Source organism: Comamonas denitrificans (genome assembly GCF_042654745.1).
Taxonomy (GTDB): Bacteria; Pseudomonadota; Gammaproteobacteria; order Burkholderiales; family Burkholderiaceae_C; genus Comamonas; species Comamonas denitrificans.
Genome location: NZ_JBHSEY010000016.1, coordinates 160,168 through 175,433, shown reverse-complemented (window position 1 = coordinate 175,433; position 15,266 = coordinate 160,168). Strand labels below are relative to the sequence as shown.

General features: G+C 60.2%; 14 protein-coding genes and 1 tRNA gene. 13 read left to right on the top strand and 2 right to left on the bottom strand.

The window, feature by feature from the left end:
- Positions 1-25 precede the first annotated feature (25 nt).
- The 10 genes from ispE to ACFO24_RS04860 all read left to right on the top strand — a co-directional run bounded on the left by ispE (position 26) and on the right by ACFO24_RS04860 (position 8,782).
- Positions 26-877 (top strand): 4-(cytidine 5'-diphospho)-2-C-methyl-D-erythritol kinase, encoded by an 852-nt coding sequence (gene ispE, locus ACFO24_RS04905; protein ID WP_377737150.1) that lies wholly within the window; start codon positions 26-28, stop codon positions 875-877.
- Positions 878-901: 24 nt separating this feature from the next.
- Positions 902-978 (top strand) — tRNA-Gln (locus ACFO24_RS04900).
- Positions 979-1,020: 42 nt separating this feature from the next.
- Complete coding sequence (locus tag ACFO24_RS04895; protein ID WP_207575104.1) at positions 1,021-1,983, top strand: ribose-phosphate pyrophosphokinase; 963 nt, start codon at positions 1,021-1,023, stop codon at positions 1,981-1,983.
- A 101-nt stretch (positions 1,984-2,084) separates the two neighbouring features.
- Positions 2,085-2,711: a 50S ribosomal protein L25/general stress protein Ctc gene (locus ACFO24_RS04890; protein ID WP_377737148.1), complete on the top strand. Its 627-nt coding sequence runs from the start codon at positions 2,085-2,087 to the stop codon at positions 2,709-2,711.
- A gap of 105 nt (positions 2,712-2,816) precedes the next feature.
- Positions 2,817-3,434, top strand: a complete 618-nt coding sequence (gene pth, locus ACFO24_RS04885; RefSeq protein WP_377737146.1) for an aminoacyl-tRNA hydrolase — start codon at positions 2,817-2,819, stop codon at positions 3,432-3,434.
- Between the two features lie 44 nt (positions 3,435-3,478).
- Complete coding sequence (locus tag ACFO24_RS04880) at positions 3,479-4,447, top strand: ABC transporter permease (protein WP_377737145.1); 969 nt, start codon at positions 3,479-3,481, stop codon at positions 4,445-4,447.
- A complete protein-coding gene (locus tag ACFO24_RS04875; protein WP_377737144.1) occupies positions 4,444-5,289 on the top strand; it encodes an ABC transporter permease in 846 nt (281 codons plus the stop codon). Before ACFO24_RS04880 ends, ACFO24_RS04875 begins: the two co-directional genes overlap by 4 nt.
- A complete protein-coding gene (locus tag ACFO24_RS04870; RefSeq protein ID WP_377737143.1) occupies positions 5,283-6,326 on the top strand; it encodes an ABC transporter ATP-binding protein in 1,044 nt (347 codons plus the stop codon). Before ACFO24_RS04875 ends, ACFO24_RS04870 begins: the two co-directional genes overlap by 7 nt.
- Positions 6,327-6,346: 20 nt before the next feature.
- Positions 6,347-7,195, top strand: coding sequence for an ABC transporter ATP-binding protein (locus ACFO24_RS04865; RefSeq protein ID WP_377737141.1), 849 nt, complete (start codon positions 6,347-6,349; stop codon positions 7,193-7,195).
- A gap of 93 nt (positions 7,196-7,288) precedes the next feature.
- Positions 7,289-8,782 carry an ABC transporter substrate-binding protein gene (locus tag ACFO24_RS04860; RefSeq protein WP_377737140.1) on the top strand — a complete coding sequence of 498 codons (1,494 nt, stop codon included), beginning with the start codon at positions 7,289-7,291 and terminating at the stop codon, positions 8,780-8,782.
- Between the two features lie 127 nt (positions 8,783-8,909).
- On the opposite strand, the gene ACFO24_RS04855 is transcribed toward ACFO24_RS04860, so the two are convergent.
- Together ACFO24_RS04855 and ACFO24_RS04850 are read right to left on the bottom strand one after the other, a co-directional pair.
- Positions 8,910-10,106, bottom strand: coding sequence for a flagellin (locus ACFO24_RS04855; protein ID WP_377737139.1), 1,197 nt, complete (start codon positions 10,104-10,106; stop codon positions 8,910-8,912).
- A 178-nt stretch (positions 10,107-10,284) separates the two neighbouring features.
- Positions 10,285-11,487 carry a flagellin N-terminal helical domain-containing protein gene (locus ACFO24_RS04850; RefSeq protein ID WP_377737138.1) on the bottom strand — a complete coding sequence of 401 codons (1,203 nt, stop codon included), beginning with the start codon at positions 11,485-11,487 and terminating at the stop codon, positions 10,285-10,287.
- 383 nt (positions 11,488-11,870) lie between these two features.
- Here ACFO24_RS04850 and ACFO24_RS04845 point away from each other — a divergent pair, with 383 nt between their 5' ends.
- From ACFO24_RS04845 to ACFO24_RS04835, 3 genes are all read left to right on the top strand, one after another.
- Positions 11,871-13,163 (top strand): flagellin, encoded by a 1,293-nt coding sequence (locus ACFO24_RS04845; RefSeq protein ID WP_377737137.1) that lies wholly within the window; start codon positions 11,871-11,873, stop codon positions 13,161-13,163.
- A 406-nt stretch (positions 13,164-13,569) separates the two neighbouring features.
- A complete protein-coding gene (locus ACFO24_RS04840; protein WP_377737136.1) occupies positions 13,570-14,682 on the top strand; it encodes a DegT/DnrJ/EryC1/StrS family aminotransferase in 1,113 nt (370 codons plus the stop codon).
- The gene (locus tag ACFO24_RS04835) at positions 14,679-15,257 is read left to right on the top strand and encodes an acyltransferase (protein ID WP_377737135.1); all 579 of its coding nucleotides are present in this window, start codon (positions 14,679-14,681) and stop codon (positions 15,255-15,257) included. The genes ACFO24_RS04840 and ACFO24_RS04835 overlap by 4 nt, the downstream gene beginning before the upstream one ends.
- The last annotated feature ends 9 nt before the right edge of the window (positions 15,258-15,266 follow it).

Below are 15,266 nucleotides of genomic sequence, written 5' to 3'. Positions count from 1 at the left end.
AATCCCCCTGTCGCTTCCCTCCCCCATGCGCACCCTGTACGACGTTCCCGCCCCGGCCAAACTCAATTTATTTCTGCACATCACCGGTCGGCGCAGCGATGGCTACCACCTGCTGCAATCGGTCTTCATGCTGATCGACTGGCAAGACCAACTGCACTTTGAGCGCACCGCCAGCCCCACCATCTCCCGCAGCGACTTGGCCAGCACCACCGCACTGCCCGCCGACGATTTGTGCGTGCGCGCCGCCCGCGCCTTGCAAGCGGCCACCGGCTGCACCCAAGGCGCACACATTGGCCTGGAAAAATCCATTCCCGCGCAGGCCGGCATGGGTGGCGGCTCCTCCAACGCTGCCACCACCTTGCTGGCCTTGAACCGCCTGTGGCAGCTGCATTTGCCCCGCGCTGACCTGGAGCGCATTGGCTTGACGCTGGGGGCCGACGTGCCCTTTTTCCTGCGCGGGCGCAATGCCTGGGTGGAAGGCATTGGCGAGCAAATCACCCCCCTGACCGGCGCGGCCACCCTGCCTCCAGCGCGGTTCATCGTGCTCAAACCCCAGGCGGGATTGGACACAGGAAAAATTTTTTCGAACCCATCGCTGCAACGCGCCACAAAGCTGGCTACAATAGCGGGCTTTGCAGCAGATCACTACGGTTTTGGCCACAATGACCTGCAGCCCGTTGCCAGCAGCCTGTGCCCTGAAATTCAAAGCGCCATCGCGTTTTTAGGACAACAAGGTTTTGCCGCTAAAATGACGGGCTCAGGAAGCGCGGTATTTGCCAAAATTGAGCAAACCACCTGTATTGTCAGCACCGCTTGGCAATCCAAGGTTTGTGAAAATCTGCAAAAACACCCATTGCTTGAATGGGCACAGGATTAAAACAAGAGACGAATTGATCCGTGTAGGGGAGTCGCCAAGTTGGTTAAGGCACCGGATTTTGATTCCGGCATGCGAGGGTTCGAGTCCTTCCTCCCCTGCCACATTTTTTGCTTTTCTTTTAGCACCCCGCGCGGGGATAGCTTATGCCCTCCTTACCCTCTAATTTCGTGGTGTTTACCGGCAATGCCAACCGTGGCATGGCCGAAGAAATCGCCCACTACCTCGGTACAACCCTGGGCGATGCCGATGTGGGCCGCTTCTCCGATGGCGAAGTCACCGTCGAAATCAAGCAAAACGTGCGCACGCGCAACGTTTTCATTGTCCAGCCCACCTGCGCCCCGACCAACGACAACCTGATGGAGTTGCTGGTCATGGTCGATGCGCTCAAACGCGCCTCGGCCGAGAGCATCTGCGCCGTCATCCCCTATTTTGGCTACGCCCGGCAAGACCGCCGCGTGCGCTCCTCGCGCGTGCCCATTACCGCCAAGGTGGTGGCCAACATGCTGCAAGCCGCTGGCGTGTCGCGCGTGCTGACCATGGACTTGCACGCCGACCAGATTCAGGGCTTTTTCGACATTCCGGTGGACAACATCTTTGCCTCGCCGGTGCTGCTCAAAGACCTGCGCCAGCAGCACTACGACAACCTGATCGTGGTCAGCCCCGACGTGGGTGGCGTGGTGCGCGCCCGCGCCCTGGCCAAGCAGCTGGGTTGCGATCTGGCCATCATCGACAAGCGCCGCCCCAAGGCCAACGTCTCGGAAGTGATGCACGTCATTGGCGACATTGAAGGGCGCAACTGCGTCATCATGGACGACATGATCGACACCGCTGGCACCTTGGTCAAAGCGGCCGAAGTGCTCAAAGAGCGCGGTGCCAAGCAGGTGTATGCCTACTGCACCCACCCGATTTTCTCGGGCCCGGCCATTGAGCGCATTGCCAGCGGCAGCGCATTGGACGAGGTGGTGGTAACCAACACCATTCCGCTGTCCGCAGCGGCCCAGGCCTGCGGCAAAATTCGCCAGATCTCGGTGGCACCGCTGTTTGGCGAAACCATCCGCCGGGTGCAAAACGGCGAATCGGTCAGCAGCCTGTTTGAAGAAGATTAAAGCCCTCGGGCACGAGTACTTTCCCCCCCAAAGACGGCACCTGCCGTCTTTTCTTAACCCGGTGAGGCTGGTCGCGGCCCACCACTTTGGAGTTTGACATCATGCAATTTGCAGCCACTACACGCGCACAACAAGGTACGGGTGCGAGCCGCCGTATGCGCTTTACCGGTAAGACCCCTGGCATCGTTTACGGTGCTGGCGAGCAGCCCCAGCTGATCGAAATGGACCACAACGCGATTTTTCACGCGCTGAAAAAAGAAGTGTTCCACTCCAGCGTGCTGGACCTGGACATCGACGGCAAAACCACCAAAGTGGTGCTGCGCGATGTGCAATACCACCCCTTCAAGCAGCAAATCCTGCACGTGGACTTCCAGCGCGTGGACGAAACGACCAAGATCGAAATGCGCGTGCCCCTGCACTTTGAAGGTGTCGAGAACTCGCCTGCCGTCAAAGAAGACAAGTGCACCGTCACCCCGCTGATCCACGAACTGGCCGTGGTGTGCATGCCCGCCCACCTGCCCGAGCACATCGTGGTCGATCTGTCGGGCCTGACCGTCAAGAGCGCCCTGGGCCTGAACAACCTGACCAAAATGCCCTACGGTGTCAAAGCCGTGGTGCGTGGCTCCAACAAAAACCCCGCCCTGGTCAGCATCAAGCTGCCCGAAGTGGCCCCGGCCGAAGGCGCGGCCCCCGCTCCTGCGGCCCCTGCCAAAAAAGGCAAAAAATAATTTTTGCGCCCCGGCGTAAAAACCCAGCCATGGCCCACTTCGGTGGGCCATTGTCTTTTCTGCACCCCCTGCGCAGATTTACCGCGCTTACGATAATCGCCGCCCATGATTAAGTTATTTGTCGGCCTGGGCAATCCGGGCCCGGAATACGCCGCCACCCGCCACAACGCTGGCTTTTGGTGGATTGATGCCCTCGCCCGCGAGCTCAAAGTCCAGTTGCAGCCCGAGCGCAGCTACTGGGGCCTGGCGGCCCGCGCCACGGTGCAGGGGCAAGCGCTGTGGCTGCTGCAGCCGCAAACGTTTATGAACCTGTCGGGCAAATCGGTGGGGGCGCTGGCACGGTTTTTTAAAATCCAGCCCGAACAAATCTTGGTGGCGCACGACGAGCTGGACTTTGCCCCCGGCCAAGTCAAGCTGAAAAAAGGCGGCAGCCACGGCGGCCACAACGGCCTGCGCGACATCCACGCCCAGCTGGGCAGTGGCGACTACTGGCGGCTGCGCCTGGGCATTGGCCATCCGGGCGACAAAAGCGAAGTCACCAGCTGGGTGCTGAAAAAAGCGCCCAGCGACCAACAGCAGGCCATTGAAGAGAGCATTGCCCACAGCCTCAAAGCCTGGCCCCTGCTGGTGGCGGGCGCGATGGACAAAGCCACCGCACAAATCAACACCAACACGCCGCCGCGCCCCAAGCCACCCCGCCAAGAACGCAAAGAGCAGAGCTGATTGCGCTCTATTTACGGCTATTTCTAGGATAAAACCTTCTTAATATGGCTTATTTCCTGTGGCAAAAGCTATTGACTTTGCTGCTGACCCTGCTGGCTGCGGCGGCCCTGATCTTTGCCGTGCTGCACCTGCTGCCGGGCAATGCCGCCCAGGTGCTGCTCGGGCCGGATGCCGACCCGCAGGCCGTGGCCGCCCTGGCCACCCAGTTGGGCCTGGACACCCCCGCCTGGCCGCGCTTTACCGGCTGGCTGCGCGGCCTGCTGCACGGTGATTTGGGGCACAGCTACGCCTATGGCGAGCCCGTGGCCGATTTGTTGCTGCAGCGCCTGCAGCTGACCGTGCCGCTGGCCCTGCTGGCCCTGGGCGTAAGCTGCCTGCTGGCCCTGCCCATGGGGCTGTACGCCGCCGCCTACCAGGGCCGCTGGCCGGACAAGCTGCTCATGGGCAGCACCCAGCTGGGCCTGGCCATTCCCAGTTTTTGGCTGGCCATGCTGCTGATTGTGGTGTTCGCCGTGCGCCTGCAGTGGGTCAGCGCCGGGGGCTTTCCGGGCTGGACGCAGGATTCTGGCGGCGGCCTGCTGCCCGCCCTGCAGGCGCTGATCCTGCCCACGCTGGCGCTGGCGGGGGTGCAAACGGCGATTTTGGCGCGGCTGACGCGCTCGGCAGTGCTGGAGCATATGGGCGCAGACTTTGTGCGCACCGCCCGCGCCAAGGGGCTGGGCCGCCACCAAATCCTCTGGGGCCATGTGCTGCGCAATGCCATGGGGCCGATTTTGACCCTGCTGGGGCTGCAGTTTGCCAACCTGCTGGCCGGGGCCATCGTGGTGGAGAACGTGTTTTACCTGCCCGGTCTGGGCCGCTTGCTGTTTCAGGCCATTGCCAACCGCGACCTGCTGGTGGTGCAAAACGGCGTGCTCCTGCTGGTAGCGATGGTCATCGTGGTGAATTTTTGGGTTGATGTGCTGCACGCCTGGCTGGACCCGCGCATTCGCCTGTCCGGAACGGGGCGATGAGTGCCATGAACGCAACAAAGCCACCGCGCCCGCTCTCCCTGCTCCTGGGTGGGCTGCTCACCACCGCCCTGGTGCTGGCCGCCGCCGTGTCGTGGCTGTGGACACCCCACGCCTTTGAGGCCATGGACCTGGCCCAGCGCTTTGCCCCGCCCAGCGCCCAGCACTGGCTGGGCACCGATGCCTATGGCCGCGATATTGCCAGCCAATTGCTGGTCGGTGCCCGCAGCACCTTGGCCGTGGGCCTGGTCGCCGTGGGCCTGGGGCTGCTGCTGGGCACGGGCCTGGGCCTGCTGGCCGCCGCCCGGCGCGGCTGGGTTGAGCAACTGACCCTGCGCCTGGCCGATTTCAGCCTGGCCTTTCCGGCGCTGCTCACGGCCATTTTGCTCAGTGCCGTGCGCGGGCCGGGCCTGGGCAATGCGGTGCTGGCGATTGCGCTGCTCAATATCCCCATCTTTGCCCGCCTGGCGCGGGCCAGCGCCGCCAGCGTGTGGGCGCAAAACTATGTGCTCGCGGCCCGCGCCTGCGGCAAAAGCCGGTGGCGCATTACCTGGGAGCACGTCCTGCCCCATTGCGCCGGGGTGCTGATGGCCCAGGCCAGCAGCCAGTTTGCCCTGGCCATCTTGGCCGAGGCGGCGCTGTCCTACCTGGGCCTGGGCGTGCAGGCACCGGCCCCGTCATGGGGACGCATGTTGAGCGAGGCGCAAAGCCTGCTCTACCAGGCCCCGCAATTGGCCCTGTACCCCGGCCTGGCGATTGCCTTGGCCGTGCTGGGCTTTCAGCTTGTGGGCGAGGGCCTGCGCCAGCTGCTGGCCCCGCCAACGCAAGGACGCTCGCCATGGTGATTTTGGATGTTGCCCGCCTGAACCTGCTGCTGCCCACCCCCGGCGGGCGGCGGCTGCACGCCCTGCGCGAGATCAGCTTCAAACTGCAGCGCGGCAGTTGCCTGGGCGTGGTGGGCGAATCGGGCTGCGGCAAAAGCCTGCTGGCCCTGAGCTTGCTGGGCCTGCAGCCTGCGGGCAGCCAAGTCAGCGGCAGCATCCGCCTGCACACGCGCGAAGTGCTGGGCCAAAGCGAAGCGGCCTGGCAGCGCCTGCGCGGCAACCGCATTGCCATGGTGTTTCAAGACCCGGGCAGTGCGCTCAACCCCGTTCACCCCATTGGCCGCCAGGTGGCCGAGCCCCTGCGCCTGCACCAGGGTCTGGGCCGCGCGGCCGCCTGGGCGCAGGCCGCCGATTTGCTGGCCCAAGTGGGCATCCCCCGCAACCGCCTTGCCGACTACCCGCACCAGTTCTCCGGCGGGCAGCGCCAGCGCATCACCATTGCCATGGCCCTGGCCTGCGGGCCGGATATTTTGCTGGCCGACGAGCCCACCACCGCCCTGGACACCACGGTGCAGCAGCACATTCTCGATTTGCTGCACCGCCTGATGCAAGAGCGCGACATGGCCCTGCTGCTCATCAGCCACGACCTGGGCGTGGTGGCGCAAAACGCCGACGACCTGCTCGTCATGTACGGCGGCCAGGTGGTGGAAAGCGGCCCCACCGCGGCCCTGTTCAGCCACATGGCCCACCCCTACACCCGCGCCCTGCTGGCCGCCCGACCCCGTTTAGGGGCAGCCCGCCAGCCCAGCGGCCAGCCCTACCCGCTTTTAACCATTGCCGGCCAGGTGCCCAGCCTGGCCGACTTGGGCCACGGCTGCCCCTTTGCCAACCGCTGCAGCTTTGCCCAGGCCGAGTGCCAGGCGCAAACCCCGCCGCGCATCGCCATCCCCAGCTTCTTTCCACACCAAGCCCCGCACACCAGCCTGGGCGCCCACCATGCTTGGTGCTTGCGCCCCGAGGCACTGCGCAGCGGCAACACCCAGCACTGGCAAGATTAACGACGAGGGATTGCACCGCCATGGACCTTCACGACCTGCCCCCGCCGCTGCTGCAAGTGCGCCAACTGTGCAAAAGCTACCCCGCCCCCCGGCGCCACTGGCTGGCCCTGCCCGCGCAGCAGAGGGTGCTCAACAACGTCGATTTTGAGCTGCACGCCGGGCGCTGCCTGGGGCTGGTGGGTGCCTCGGGCAGCGGTAAATCCACCCTGGCGCGGCTGATTTTGGCGCTGGAATCGCCCACCAGCGGCCAAGTGCTGCTCGATGGCCAAGACCTGCACCGCCTGCCCGCCGCCGCCTTGCGCCCACTGCGCCAGCACATGGCCATGGTGTTTCAAGACCCGGCCACCGCCCTCAACCCGCGCCGCAGTGTGGGCTGGAGCATTGCCGAGCCGCTGACCGCCCACGGCAATCTTGCGCCCGCAGACATCGCCCAGCGCGTGGCCCAGGCGCTGGAACACGTGGGCCTGCACCCGCACGATGCGCAGCGCTATCCCCACAGTTTTTCTGGCGGCCAGCGCCAGCGGATTGCCATTGCGCGGGCCATCATCACGCGCCCGCGCCTGCTGGTGCTGGATGAGCCGGTCAGCGCCCTCGATGTCTCGGTGCAGGCCCAGGTGCTCAATGTGCTGCTGCAGCTGCAGCAACAACTGGGCCTGGCCTATTTGCTCATTAGCCACGACCTGGCGGTGATTAGCCACCTGTGCCACCACATGCTGGTGCTGCACGCGGGCGAAGTGGTAGAAAGCGGTAGCCCCCAGCAACTGCAGCGGGCTGCGCACGACCCCATCACGCAAGCCCTGTTGCGCAGCGTGCCCACCATCACGCCCGGCGCCGCCCGCCAGCGCTATGCTGCGCACCACAATCAATAGCTGGCACCGCTGATAAATCAATCATCTCAAGGCAAAAAGCCTTTTTAAATGTTGATTTCACTGCGCTACCAGCTTCTTTTTTAGGAGATTTTCATGTTCCATCGCCGCACCCTTTTGGCCAGCGCCCTGGCCAGCAGCCTGCCCTGGCCCGCCTGGGCACAAAGCAGCACAGGCAGCGCCGGCAAAAACAGCCTCACCCTGGGCATGGCGCTAGAGCCGCCCATGCTCGACCCCACCGTCAGCGCGGCGGCGGCGATTGGCGAAATCGTCCACTACAACCTGTTTGAAACCCTCACCAAAATCACCCCCGAAGGCACGGTACTGCCCCTGCTGGCCCAGCGCTGGGACGTGGCCCCGGATTCAAAAACCTTCACCTTCCACCTGCGCCAAGATGCGCAATTTCACAACGGCCAGCCGCTCACCGCCGACAGCGTGCAGTTCAGCTTTGCCCGCGCCGCCAGCAGCACCAGCACCAACAAAGACAAGGCCCTGTTCGCGCAGCTCAAGGTCACCGCCAAAGACCGCTTCACCGTGGTGATCGAAAGCGCCCACAGCAACCCCGACCTGCTCTTTCTGCTGGGGCAAGCCACCGCCATCATCGTCGAGCCCCAAAGCGCCGCCACCAACGCCACCACTCCCGTCGGCACCGGCCCCTACCGCGTGCAGCAATGGCAAAAAGGCAGCCGCCTGACCCTGCTGGCCTGGCCCCAATGGCGCGAAGCCGGGCGCATCGCCCTGCAGCGCGTCACCTTCCGCTTTATCCCCGATGCCGCCGCCCAGGCCACCGCCTTGCTGGCCGGCGATGTGGATGCCTTCCCGCGCATCGGCGTGCGCAGCGTGGCGCAATTCCAAAGCGACCCGCGCTTTCAGGTGCTCATCAGCGGCTCGCGGGCCAAAACTATTCTGAGCATCAACAACACCCGCCCGCCCTTGAACGATGTGCGCGTGCGCCGCGCCCTGGCTGCGGCCATCGACCGCCAGGCCGTCATCACCGGCGCGGCCGAAGGCTTTGGCGTGCCCATTGGCAGCCACTACACCCCCAACGCCCCGGGCTACATCGACACCACCGGCATCAACCCCTTCCACCCCGAGCGCGCCCGCCAGCTGTTGCAAGAGGCCGGGGTCACCCTGCCGCTGAAGCTGCACATGACGCTGCCGCCCACCCCCTACGCCCGCCAGGGCGGAGAAGTCATCGCTGCCCAACTGGCGCAGGTGGGCGTGCAAGTGCAGCTCATCAACGTGGAATGGGCGCAGTGGCTGAGCCAAACCTACGGCGCCAAGCAGTACGACCTGACCCTGATCAGCCACGTTGAACCCCTCGATTTAGGCAACTACGCCAAGCCCGATTACTACTGGGGCTACCAATCGAGCCGCTTTAACGCGCTGTACGCGCGCATCCAGGCCAGCGCCAACCCTGAAGAGCGCCTGCAGCTCCTGGCCGATGCCCAGCGCCTGCTGGCCGAAGACTGTGTGAACGTCTTTTTGTACCAACCGCAATGGATCACCATCGCCAAAACCGGCCTGCGCGGCCTGTGGCGCGACATGCCCATTGCCGCCAATGACCTCAGCAGCTTGGGCTGGGCATAAAAAGCGCCCCAAAAAAAAAGCAGCCCAGGTTGCCCAAGGCTGCTATCAAAAAGCAAAACTATCACACCCCACCTGCCTGGCAAAGCATCCAAAGGCGCTTTGCCAAGCCGGTGGGCATCACCACCGCTTAACGCAGCAGGCTCAAGACCTGCTGGGGCAGTTGGTTGGCCTGGGCCACCATGGCGGTACCGGCTTGTTGCAGGATCTGCGTACGGCTCAAGTTGGCGGTTTCTTGCGCAAAGTCGGCATCCACCACCCGGCCCCGGGCAGCGGTCAGGTTCTCGTTTTGAATGTCGATGTTTTCCACCGTTTTCTCAAAACGCGTCTGGATGGCACCCAGCTCGCCCCGGGCGGTATTGACTTTGTCGATGGCACTGTCGATGTGCTGCAGCGCTTCCCACGCCCCTTTTTGGGTGCCGATATCAATGCCGTCGATACCTTTGGCATCGTCGCCAGTGACCAAAGTAACGCTAGCGGCTGCCAAATCCAAACCCGCAATAGCCCCGCCGGTATCGATCTCTACATCGCCCACATCTTCGCCATCGCCTTGGGTAGCGCGGAAGTGAATTTCGTCATCCTCCAGGAAGGCAATAACCCCGGTATCTGCGGTTTTGCTGTTAATGGCGGCCAGCACACGACCCAGGGCTTCGTCCTCGGTGGCGTTTTCGTCTTGGGCAATCTCTACGCTCACACCTGAACCACCACCTGCCCCGGTAATGCTGATGGTGATAGCTCCTGCGGTAATAGCTGCCAAAGCACTTGTTTTGACACCACCCGCAGCAATCCCGGCGACAGTGCCGTAAGTGGCATTGCCCAATTCAGATGCCTTGGTATTGGCCAGCGCCCCCACGGTGATGTTGTCGCCCGAGTTGGCACCCACCTGGAACACTGCCCCGGTGAAGCTGCCGTCCAGCACTTTTTTGCCGTTAAAACTGGTGGTTTTGGCCACACGGTCCACTTCATCGCGCAGTTGCTTTAATTCAGACTGCAGCGCTTCGCGGTCGGTTTTGCTGTTGGTGGCGTTGCCCGATTGCACGGCCAGCTCGCGCATGCGTTGCAGCATGTCGCCCACTTTGCCCAAAGCGCCTTCGGCCGTTTGCGCCAGCGAGATGCCGTCGTTGGCATTGCGCGAGGCCACCGCCAGGCCTTTGACCTGGGTGTTCATGCGCTCGGCAATGGCCAGGCCAGCAGCATCGTCTTTGGCACTGTTCACCCGCAGGCCCGAAGACAGGCGCTGCATGGAGGTGGCCAAGGAGTTGCCTGACAAGCCCAGATTGCGCTGGGCGTTGATGGACACCGAGTTGGTGTTGATAGACATACCCATGTTGATTCCCCTTCTTGATGGATCTACCGTTGGTTGATATGCCCGTACCCAAGCTTTGAAATATGTTTTTCAAATGCTTGGGCCAGGCGTTTTTATCGAAAGGGGTGGGAGAAAAAGCACAGGGCTTTTTTCTCACCCCTTATCAGATTGCTTCTTGCCGGTTGCGCAGCCCTCCTCGTTATTGCAGCAGCTGCAGCACTTGCTGCGGCAATTGGTTGGCTTGGGCGACCATGGCGGTGCCCGCTTGTTGCAAGATTTGGGTGCGGCTTAAGTTGGCCGTTTCTTGGGCAAAGTCCGCATCGGTGATGCGACCGCGAGCCGCTGAGATGTTCTCTTGCTGGATGTCGATGTTTTCAATCGACTTTTCAAACCGGGTCTGGATAGCGCCCAGCTCGGCACGGGCAGAGCTGACTTTGTCCAGGGCGCTGTCAATGCGCTGCAGTGACTCCCAGGCACCGGCTTGGGTTTTGATGTCCATTTTGTGGATGCCAGTTTGGTCAGCGTTGGGATTGGTTGGGTTGGCCAACAGTGCCGCCACGTCTGCAGCACCACCACCAGAGACCGCCATGGTGGCGCTGGCCAAAACACCATCGGCATTCTTTTCTGCACGGTACTGGATAGATTTACCGTCCTCGGCCAAGAAGGCCACAATGCCGGTATCTGCCGTTTTAGAGTTAATTGCCTGAACGACACGGCCCAGAGCCTCATCCCCTGTGACATCAGCATCTTTGGCAATCGTGACTTGGGCACTCACCTGATTTGCCCCTGTAATAACGATAGTCACATCGGCGTTGGTCATATTGCTGGCTGCATCTGTTTTAGAACCTTCCGTAATACCAATCACAGAGCCTGTACCAAACTCGGTTTTACCCAACTGATCCACCTTGGTATTGGCCAGCGCCCCCACCGTAATGTTGTCGCCCGAGTTGGCCCCCACCTGGAACACGCCGCCGGTAAAGCTGCCGTCCAGCACTTTTTTACCGTTAAAACTGGTGGTTTTGGCCACGCGGTCCACCTCATCGCGCAATTGCACCAGCTCGGCGTTGAGCGCTTCGCGGTCGCCCTTGCTGTTGGTGGCGTTGCCCGCTTGCACGGCCAGCTCACGCATGCGCTGCAGCATGTCACCCACTTTGCTCAAAGCGCCTTCTGCGGTTTGGGCCAAAGAAATCCCATCATTGGCATTGCGCGAGGCCACGGCCAGACCACGCACCTGGGTGCTCATGCGCTCGGCAATGGCCAAGCCAGCGGCATCGTCCTTGGCGCTATTGACACGCAAACCCGAGGACAGGCGCTGCATCGAAGTTGCCAACGAACCGCCAGACAGACTCAGGTTGCGTTGCGCGTTGATGGAGACGACGTTGGTGTTGATAGACATGGCCATGATGCGATTCCTTTAAACAAACGGTAATGAACAAGTTTTGCTTGTCGCTGCAGGCTGCCTGGCCTCTGTGGGCGGTTGCGGCATCGGGTGCCTGCTGCGTACAGATGAGTTATCGGGCGCTGTTCAGAAAGCTTTAGCGACTTTTAATAAAAAAGGCTAAAAATCATTGAACAGCAAGCGCAGACAGCTCTTATTTTTAAAAACAAAAACAGCACAAACACCGAAGAAAGCCGCAAAACCCGGTGCTTATTCCCCCACTTCCCCTGGGTGAAAAGGGAAGAATCCTTCCCATCGCTCGCGTTGCCTGCCGCTTTTGAACGCCTAGGTTTTCTCAGCGATGCGAAGCAACTGCACTTTTTTGCCTAACTGAAGGAATCACAGCAATGGCCGCCACTATCAATACGAACATCGCCTCGATCAACGCGCAGCGCAACCTGACGTTTTCGGGACAGTCTCTGAACACCACCATGCAGCGCCTGTCCTCGGGTTTGCGCGTCAATAGCGCCAAAGACGATGCCGCTGGCCTGGCCATCTCTGAGCGCATGAACACCCAGGTCAAAGGCCTGACGGTGGCCTCGCGCAATGCCAGCGATGGCATCTCACTGGCGCAAACCGCTGAAGGTGCCTTGGGCAAAATTGGCGACATGCTGCAACGCATGCGTGAGCTGGCCGTGCAGGCCGGCAACGCCACCAACAGCAAAAGCGACCGCGAAGCGTTGCAACTGGAAGTCAAGCAGATGGCCGATGAGGTCGATCGTGTGGCCAAGCAAACCAACTTCAACGGCCAGAAGGTGCTGGACGGCAGTTTTGCCGGCGCGGTGTTTCAAGTAGGTGCCAACTCGGGCGACAACATCACGCTGGGGGCGCTGGTGGATACGCGGGCTTCACAGATTTCCTCGGTGTCGTATGCCAAGGCCGAGGAAGGCCCGATTGATACCGCCACCCCGATTGCGGCAGGCGACCCCCTTGCAAGTTTCACGGCCCCAGCCATTGGCCTGCAGATCACTGTAGGCACCGGCAATCCGGTCAAACTGGCATCCCCGATTCCCGCAGCAGACAGCCCGCAAGAGCGCCTGGGCCAGATCGTGGAAGCGATCAACAACAAAAGCTCGGATACCGGCGTGACGGCCTACCTGACCAAAGTGGAGGGTTCCGAGGAATACAACATCGAGATTCTGTCCAGCAAGCTCGATACCGACGGCAACCCACTACCAGTTGTGTTCGACAACGACACGAGCTTGCCTGGTTCCACCCCGTTCAATGCCGAGCTCACCGGGCTGGATGGCACCGTCATCAACACCACCCTCGCTGGCGGCCCTGGCTTGCCCACCAACACGACCGGCTCCATCAGCAACGCACGCGGTATTGAAGATGTGGACGTCTCCACCCAAGCAGGTGCATGGGTAGCCTTGCAAAAAGTTGACAGCGCCATTGATCAGATCAATGCCGCCCGCGCCACCCTGGGGGCCATCCAAACCCGGTTTGAAACGGCCGTAAACAACATCGACATCCAGGTGGAAAACCTGGCTGCCGCACGGGGGCGCATCATTGATGCCGACTTTGCCGTTGAAACCGCCAACCTCAGCCGCACCCAGATCCTGCAACAAGCAGGCACCGCCATGGTGGCCCAGGCCAACCAAATTCCGCAAAACGTGCTGCAGCTGCTGCAAGGCTAAGAACGTGTTCATGATCTCCACGCGAAGGGGTGCGGGATGCGGATCGGGATGGGCTGCAAGGCGCAAACCACAGACATAGCCATAGCTATGGCGAGGATTTGCAACGCCGCAGACCGCCCGAGGCCGCGACTGCACACCCGCGAGGAGATTGTGAACACGTTCTAAGCCGATCGCTTTAAAAAATTAGCTGCTACCGCTTGGTATTGCTTTATTTCAGGTAGTTTTTTATCTGGAATCAAAGCCAATAAAGCGCTAGCAGCTATTTTTTATGGTGTATATCCCCGCATGCACCCTCAAAACTGTCCTTTTCTCTGGCCTTCTCTGCCCTTTAGCGCAAGCAGATGCTGCTACTCTTTATGCACATCCCCATCCCCCTGAAAAACCACCACAAGGGACTGACCGCGCCATGGCAGCAGAAAAAATCTACGTTACCCAGCCCTACCTGCCCCCCTTGGAGGAGTTCATCCCCTACCTAGAGCAAATCTGGGCCAATAAAGTACTGACCAACGGCGGCCCCTTTCACCAGCAACTCGAACAAGCACTGTGCCGCTATCTGGGGGTGCCGCACATCAGCCTGTTTAGCAACGGCACCCTGGCCCTGATTACCGCCCTGCAAGCGCTGCGCATTCAGGGGGAAGTGATTACCACCCCCTACTCTTTTGTCGCCACGGCCCACGCCTTGCTGTGGCAAAACTGCACACCCGTGTTTGTCGATATTGAGCCGCACACCCTCAACCTGGACCCCGCCAAAATCGAAGCGGCCATCACCCCGCAAACCACCGCCATCCTGCCCGTGCACTGCTACGGCAACCCCTGCGACACCACAGCGATTCAAAAAATTGCCGACAACTACAACCTGCGCGTCATCTACGACGCGGCCCATGCCTTTGGCGTGCAAGATGCCGGGGGCAGCATCTTGCGCCACGGCGACCTATCGGTACTGAGCTTTCACGCCACCAAAGTCTTCAACACCTTTGAAGGCGGCGCCATCATCTGCCACGATGCCAAAACCAAACAACGCATTGATCACCTGAAAAACTTTGGCTTTGTGGACGAGGTCACCGTTGTCGCCCCAGGCATCAACGCAAAAATGAGTGAAATCAACGCCGCTTTTGGCCTGCTGCAACTGGAGCACATGCCCCACGTGATGCAGCGCCGGGCCGAGATCGATGCCTATTACCGCGAGCAACTGGCCCATGTGCCAGGAATTACCTGCTTACCCCAAGGCCACCAGACGGTGGCCAACCATTCGTACTTTCCGATTCTTGTAGGGCCTGAATATCCTTTAAACCGGGATGCGTTGTATGAAAAGCTTAAAGAGCATGGTATTCATGCACGGCGGTATTTTTATCCGTTGATTACTGATTTTCCAATGTACCGAGAACTTATTTCAGCAGCACCCGCAAATGTCGCTATTGCCGCAAAATTTTCAAGGCAAGTATTATGTCTACCGATATATCCAAAGCTCTTGCAAAATTTTCAACTGGAAATTATCAATTTAATTAAAAACCAATCATGACAATTTTATCAAAAGAAGAGTTAAAAAAAATAGGATTCAAATCAATTGGAGAAAATTGCCTTATCTCAAGCAAGGCTAGCTTTTATGGGGCAGATCGCATCTCCATTGGCAACAATGTAAGAATCGATGATTTTTGTGTACTTTCTGCAGGAGCTGGCGGAATAGAAATCGGTAACTTTATTCATATTGCGGTTTACACATCTCTCATTGGCGGGGGAAAAATTACCCTCGCCGACTTTTCAAACATCTCCTCTCGAGTTTCCATCTATTCAAGCAATGACGACTACAGTGGAAACAACATGACAAATCCATCTATTCCAACAGAATTTACCAATGTAACTCACGCTGATGTAATTATTAAGAAACACGCCATCATCGGTTCTGGAAGTGTTATTTTACCGGGAGTCACTATTGAAGAAGGAGCTGCCGTAGGCGCACTAAGTCTCGTCAATCGAGATTGTGAAGAATTTTTTATCTACGCAGGAAATCCTGCAAAAAAAATAAAGCCAAGAAGCAGGAGCTTACTAGACAAAGAAAAAAATTTATGCAAACCATTCAATAAAAAATCCGGCTAATGCCGGATT

Excerpts from the sequence above, each read along its gene's own strand:
- ispE (WP_377737150.1), top strand. The coding sequence starts at position 26 with ATGCGCACCCTGTACGACGTTCCCGCCCCGGCCAAACTCAATTTATTT.
- ACFO24_RS04895 (WP_207575104.1), top strand. The coding sequence starts at position 1,021 with ATGCCCTCCTTACCCTCTAATTTCGTGGTGTTTACCGGCAATGCCAAC.
- ACFO24_RS04890 (WP_377737148.1), top strand. The coding sequence starts at position 2,085 with ATGCAATTTGCAGCCACTACACGCGCACAACAAGGTACGGGTGCGAGC.
- pth (WP_377737146.1), top strand. The coding sequence starts at position 2,817 with ATGATTAAGTTATTTGTCGGCCTGGGCAATCCGGGCCCGGAATACGCC.
- ACFO24_RS04880 (WP_377737145.1), top strand. The coding sequence starts at position 3,479 with ATGGCTTATTTCCTGTGGCAAAAGCTATTGACTTTGCTGCTGACCCTG.
- ACFO24_RS04875 (WP_377737144.1), top strand. The coding sequence starts at position 4,444 with ATGAGTGCCATGAACGCAACAAAGCCACCGCGCCCGCTCTCCCTGCTC.
- ACFO24_RS04870 (WP_377737143.1), top strand. The coding sequence starts at position 5,283 with ATGGTGATTTTGGATGTTGCCCGCCTGAACCTGCTGCTGCCCACCCCC.
- ACFO24_RS04865 (WP_377737141.1), top strand. The coding sequence starts at position 6,347 with ATGGACCTTCACGACCTGCCCCCGCCGCTGCTGCAAGTGCGCCAACTG.
- ACFO24_RS04860 (WP_377737140.1), top strand. The coding sequence starts at position 7,289 with ATGTTCCATCGCCGCACCCTTTTGGCCAGCGCCCTGGCCAGCAGCCTG.
- ACFO24_RS04855 (WP_377737139.1), bottom strand. The coding sequence starts at position 10,106 with ATGGGTATGTCTATCAACACCAACTCGGTGTCCATCAACGCCCAGCGC.
- ACFO24_RS04850 (WP_377737138.1), bottom strand. The coding sequence starts at position 11,487 with ATGGCCATGTCTATCAACACCAACGTCGTCTCCATCAACGCGCAACGC.
- ACFO24_RS04845 (WP_377737137.1), top strand. The coding sequence starts at position 11,871 with ATGGCCGCCACTATCAATACGAACATCGCCTCGATCAACGCGCAGCGC.
- ACFO24_RS04840 (WP_377737136.1), top strand. The coding sequence starts at position 13,570 with ATGGCAGCAGAAAAAATCTACGTTACCCAGCCCTACCTGCCCCCCTTG.
- ACFO24_RS04835 (WP_377737135.1), top strand. The coding sequence starts at position 14,679 with ATGACAATTTTATCAAAAGAAGAGTTAAAAAAAATAGGATTCAAATCA.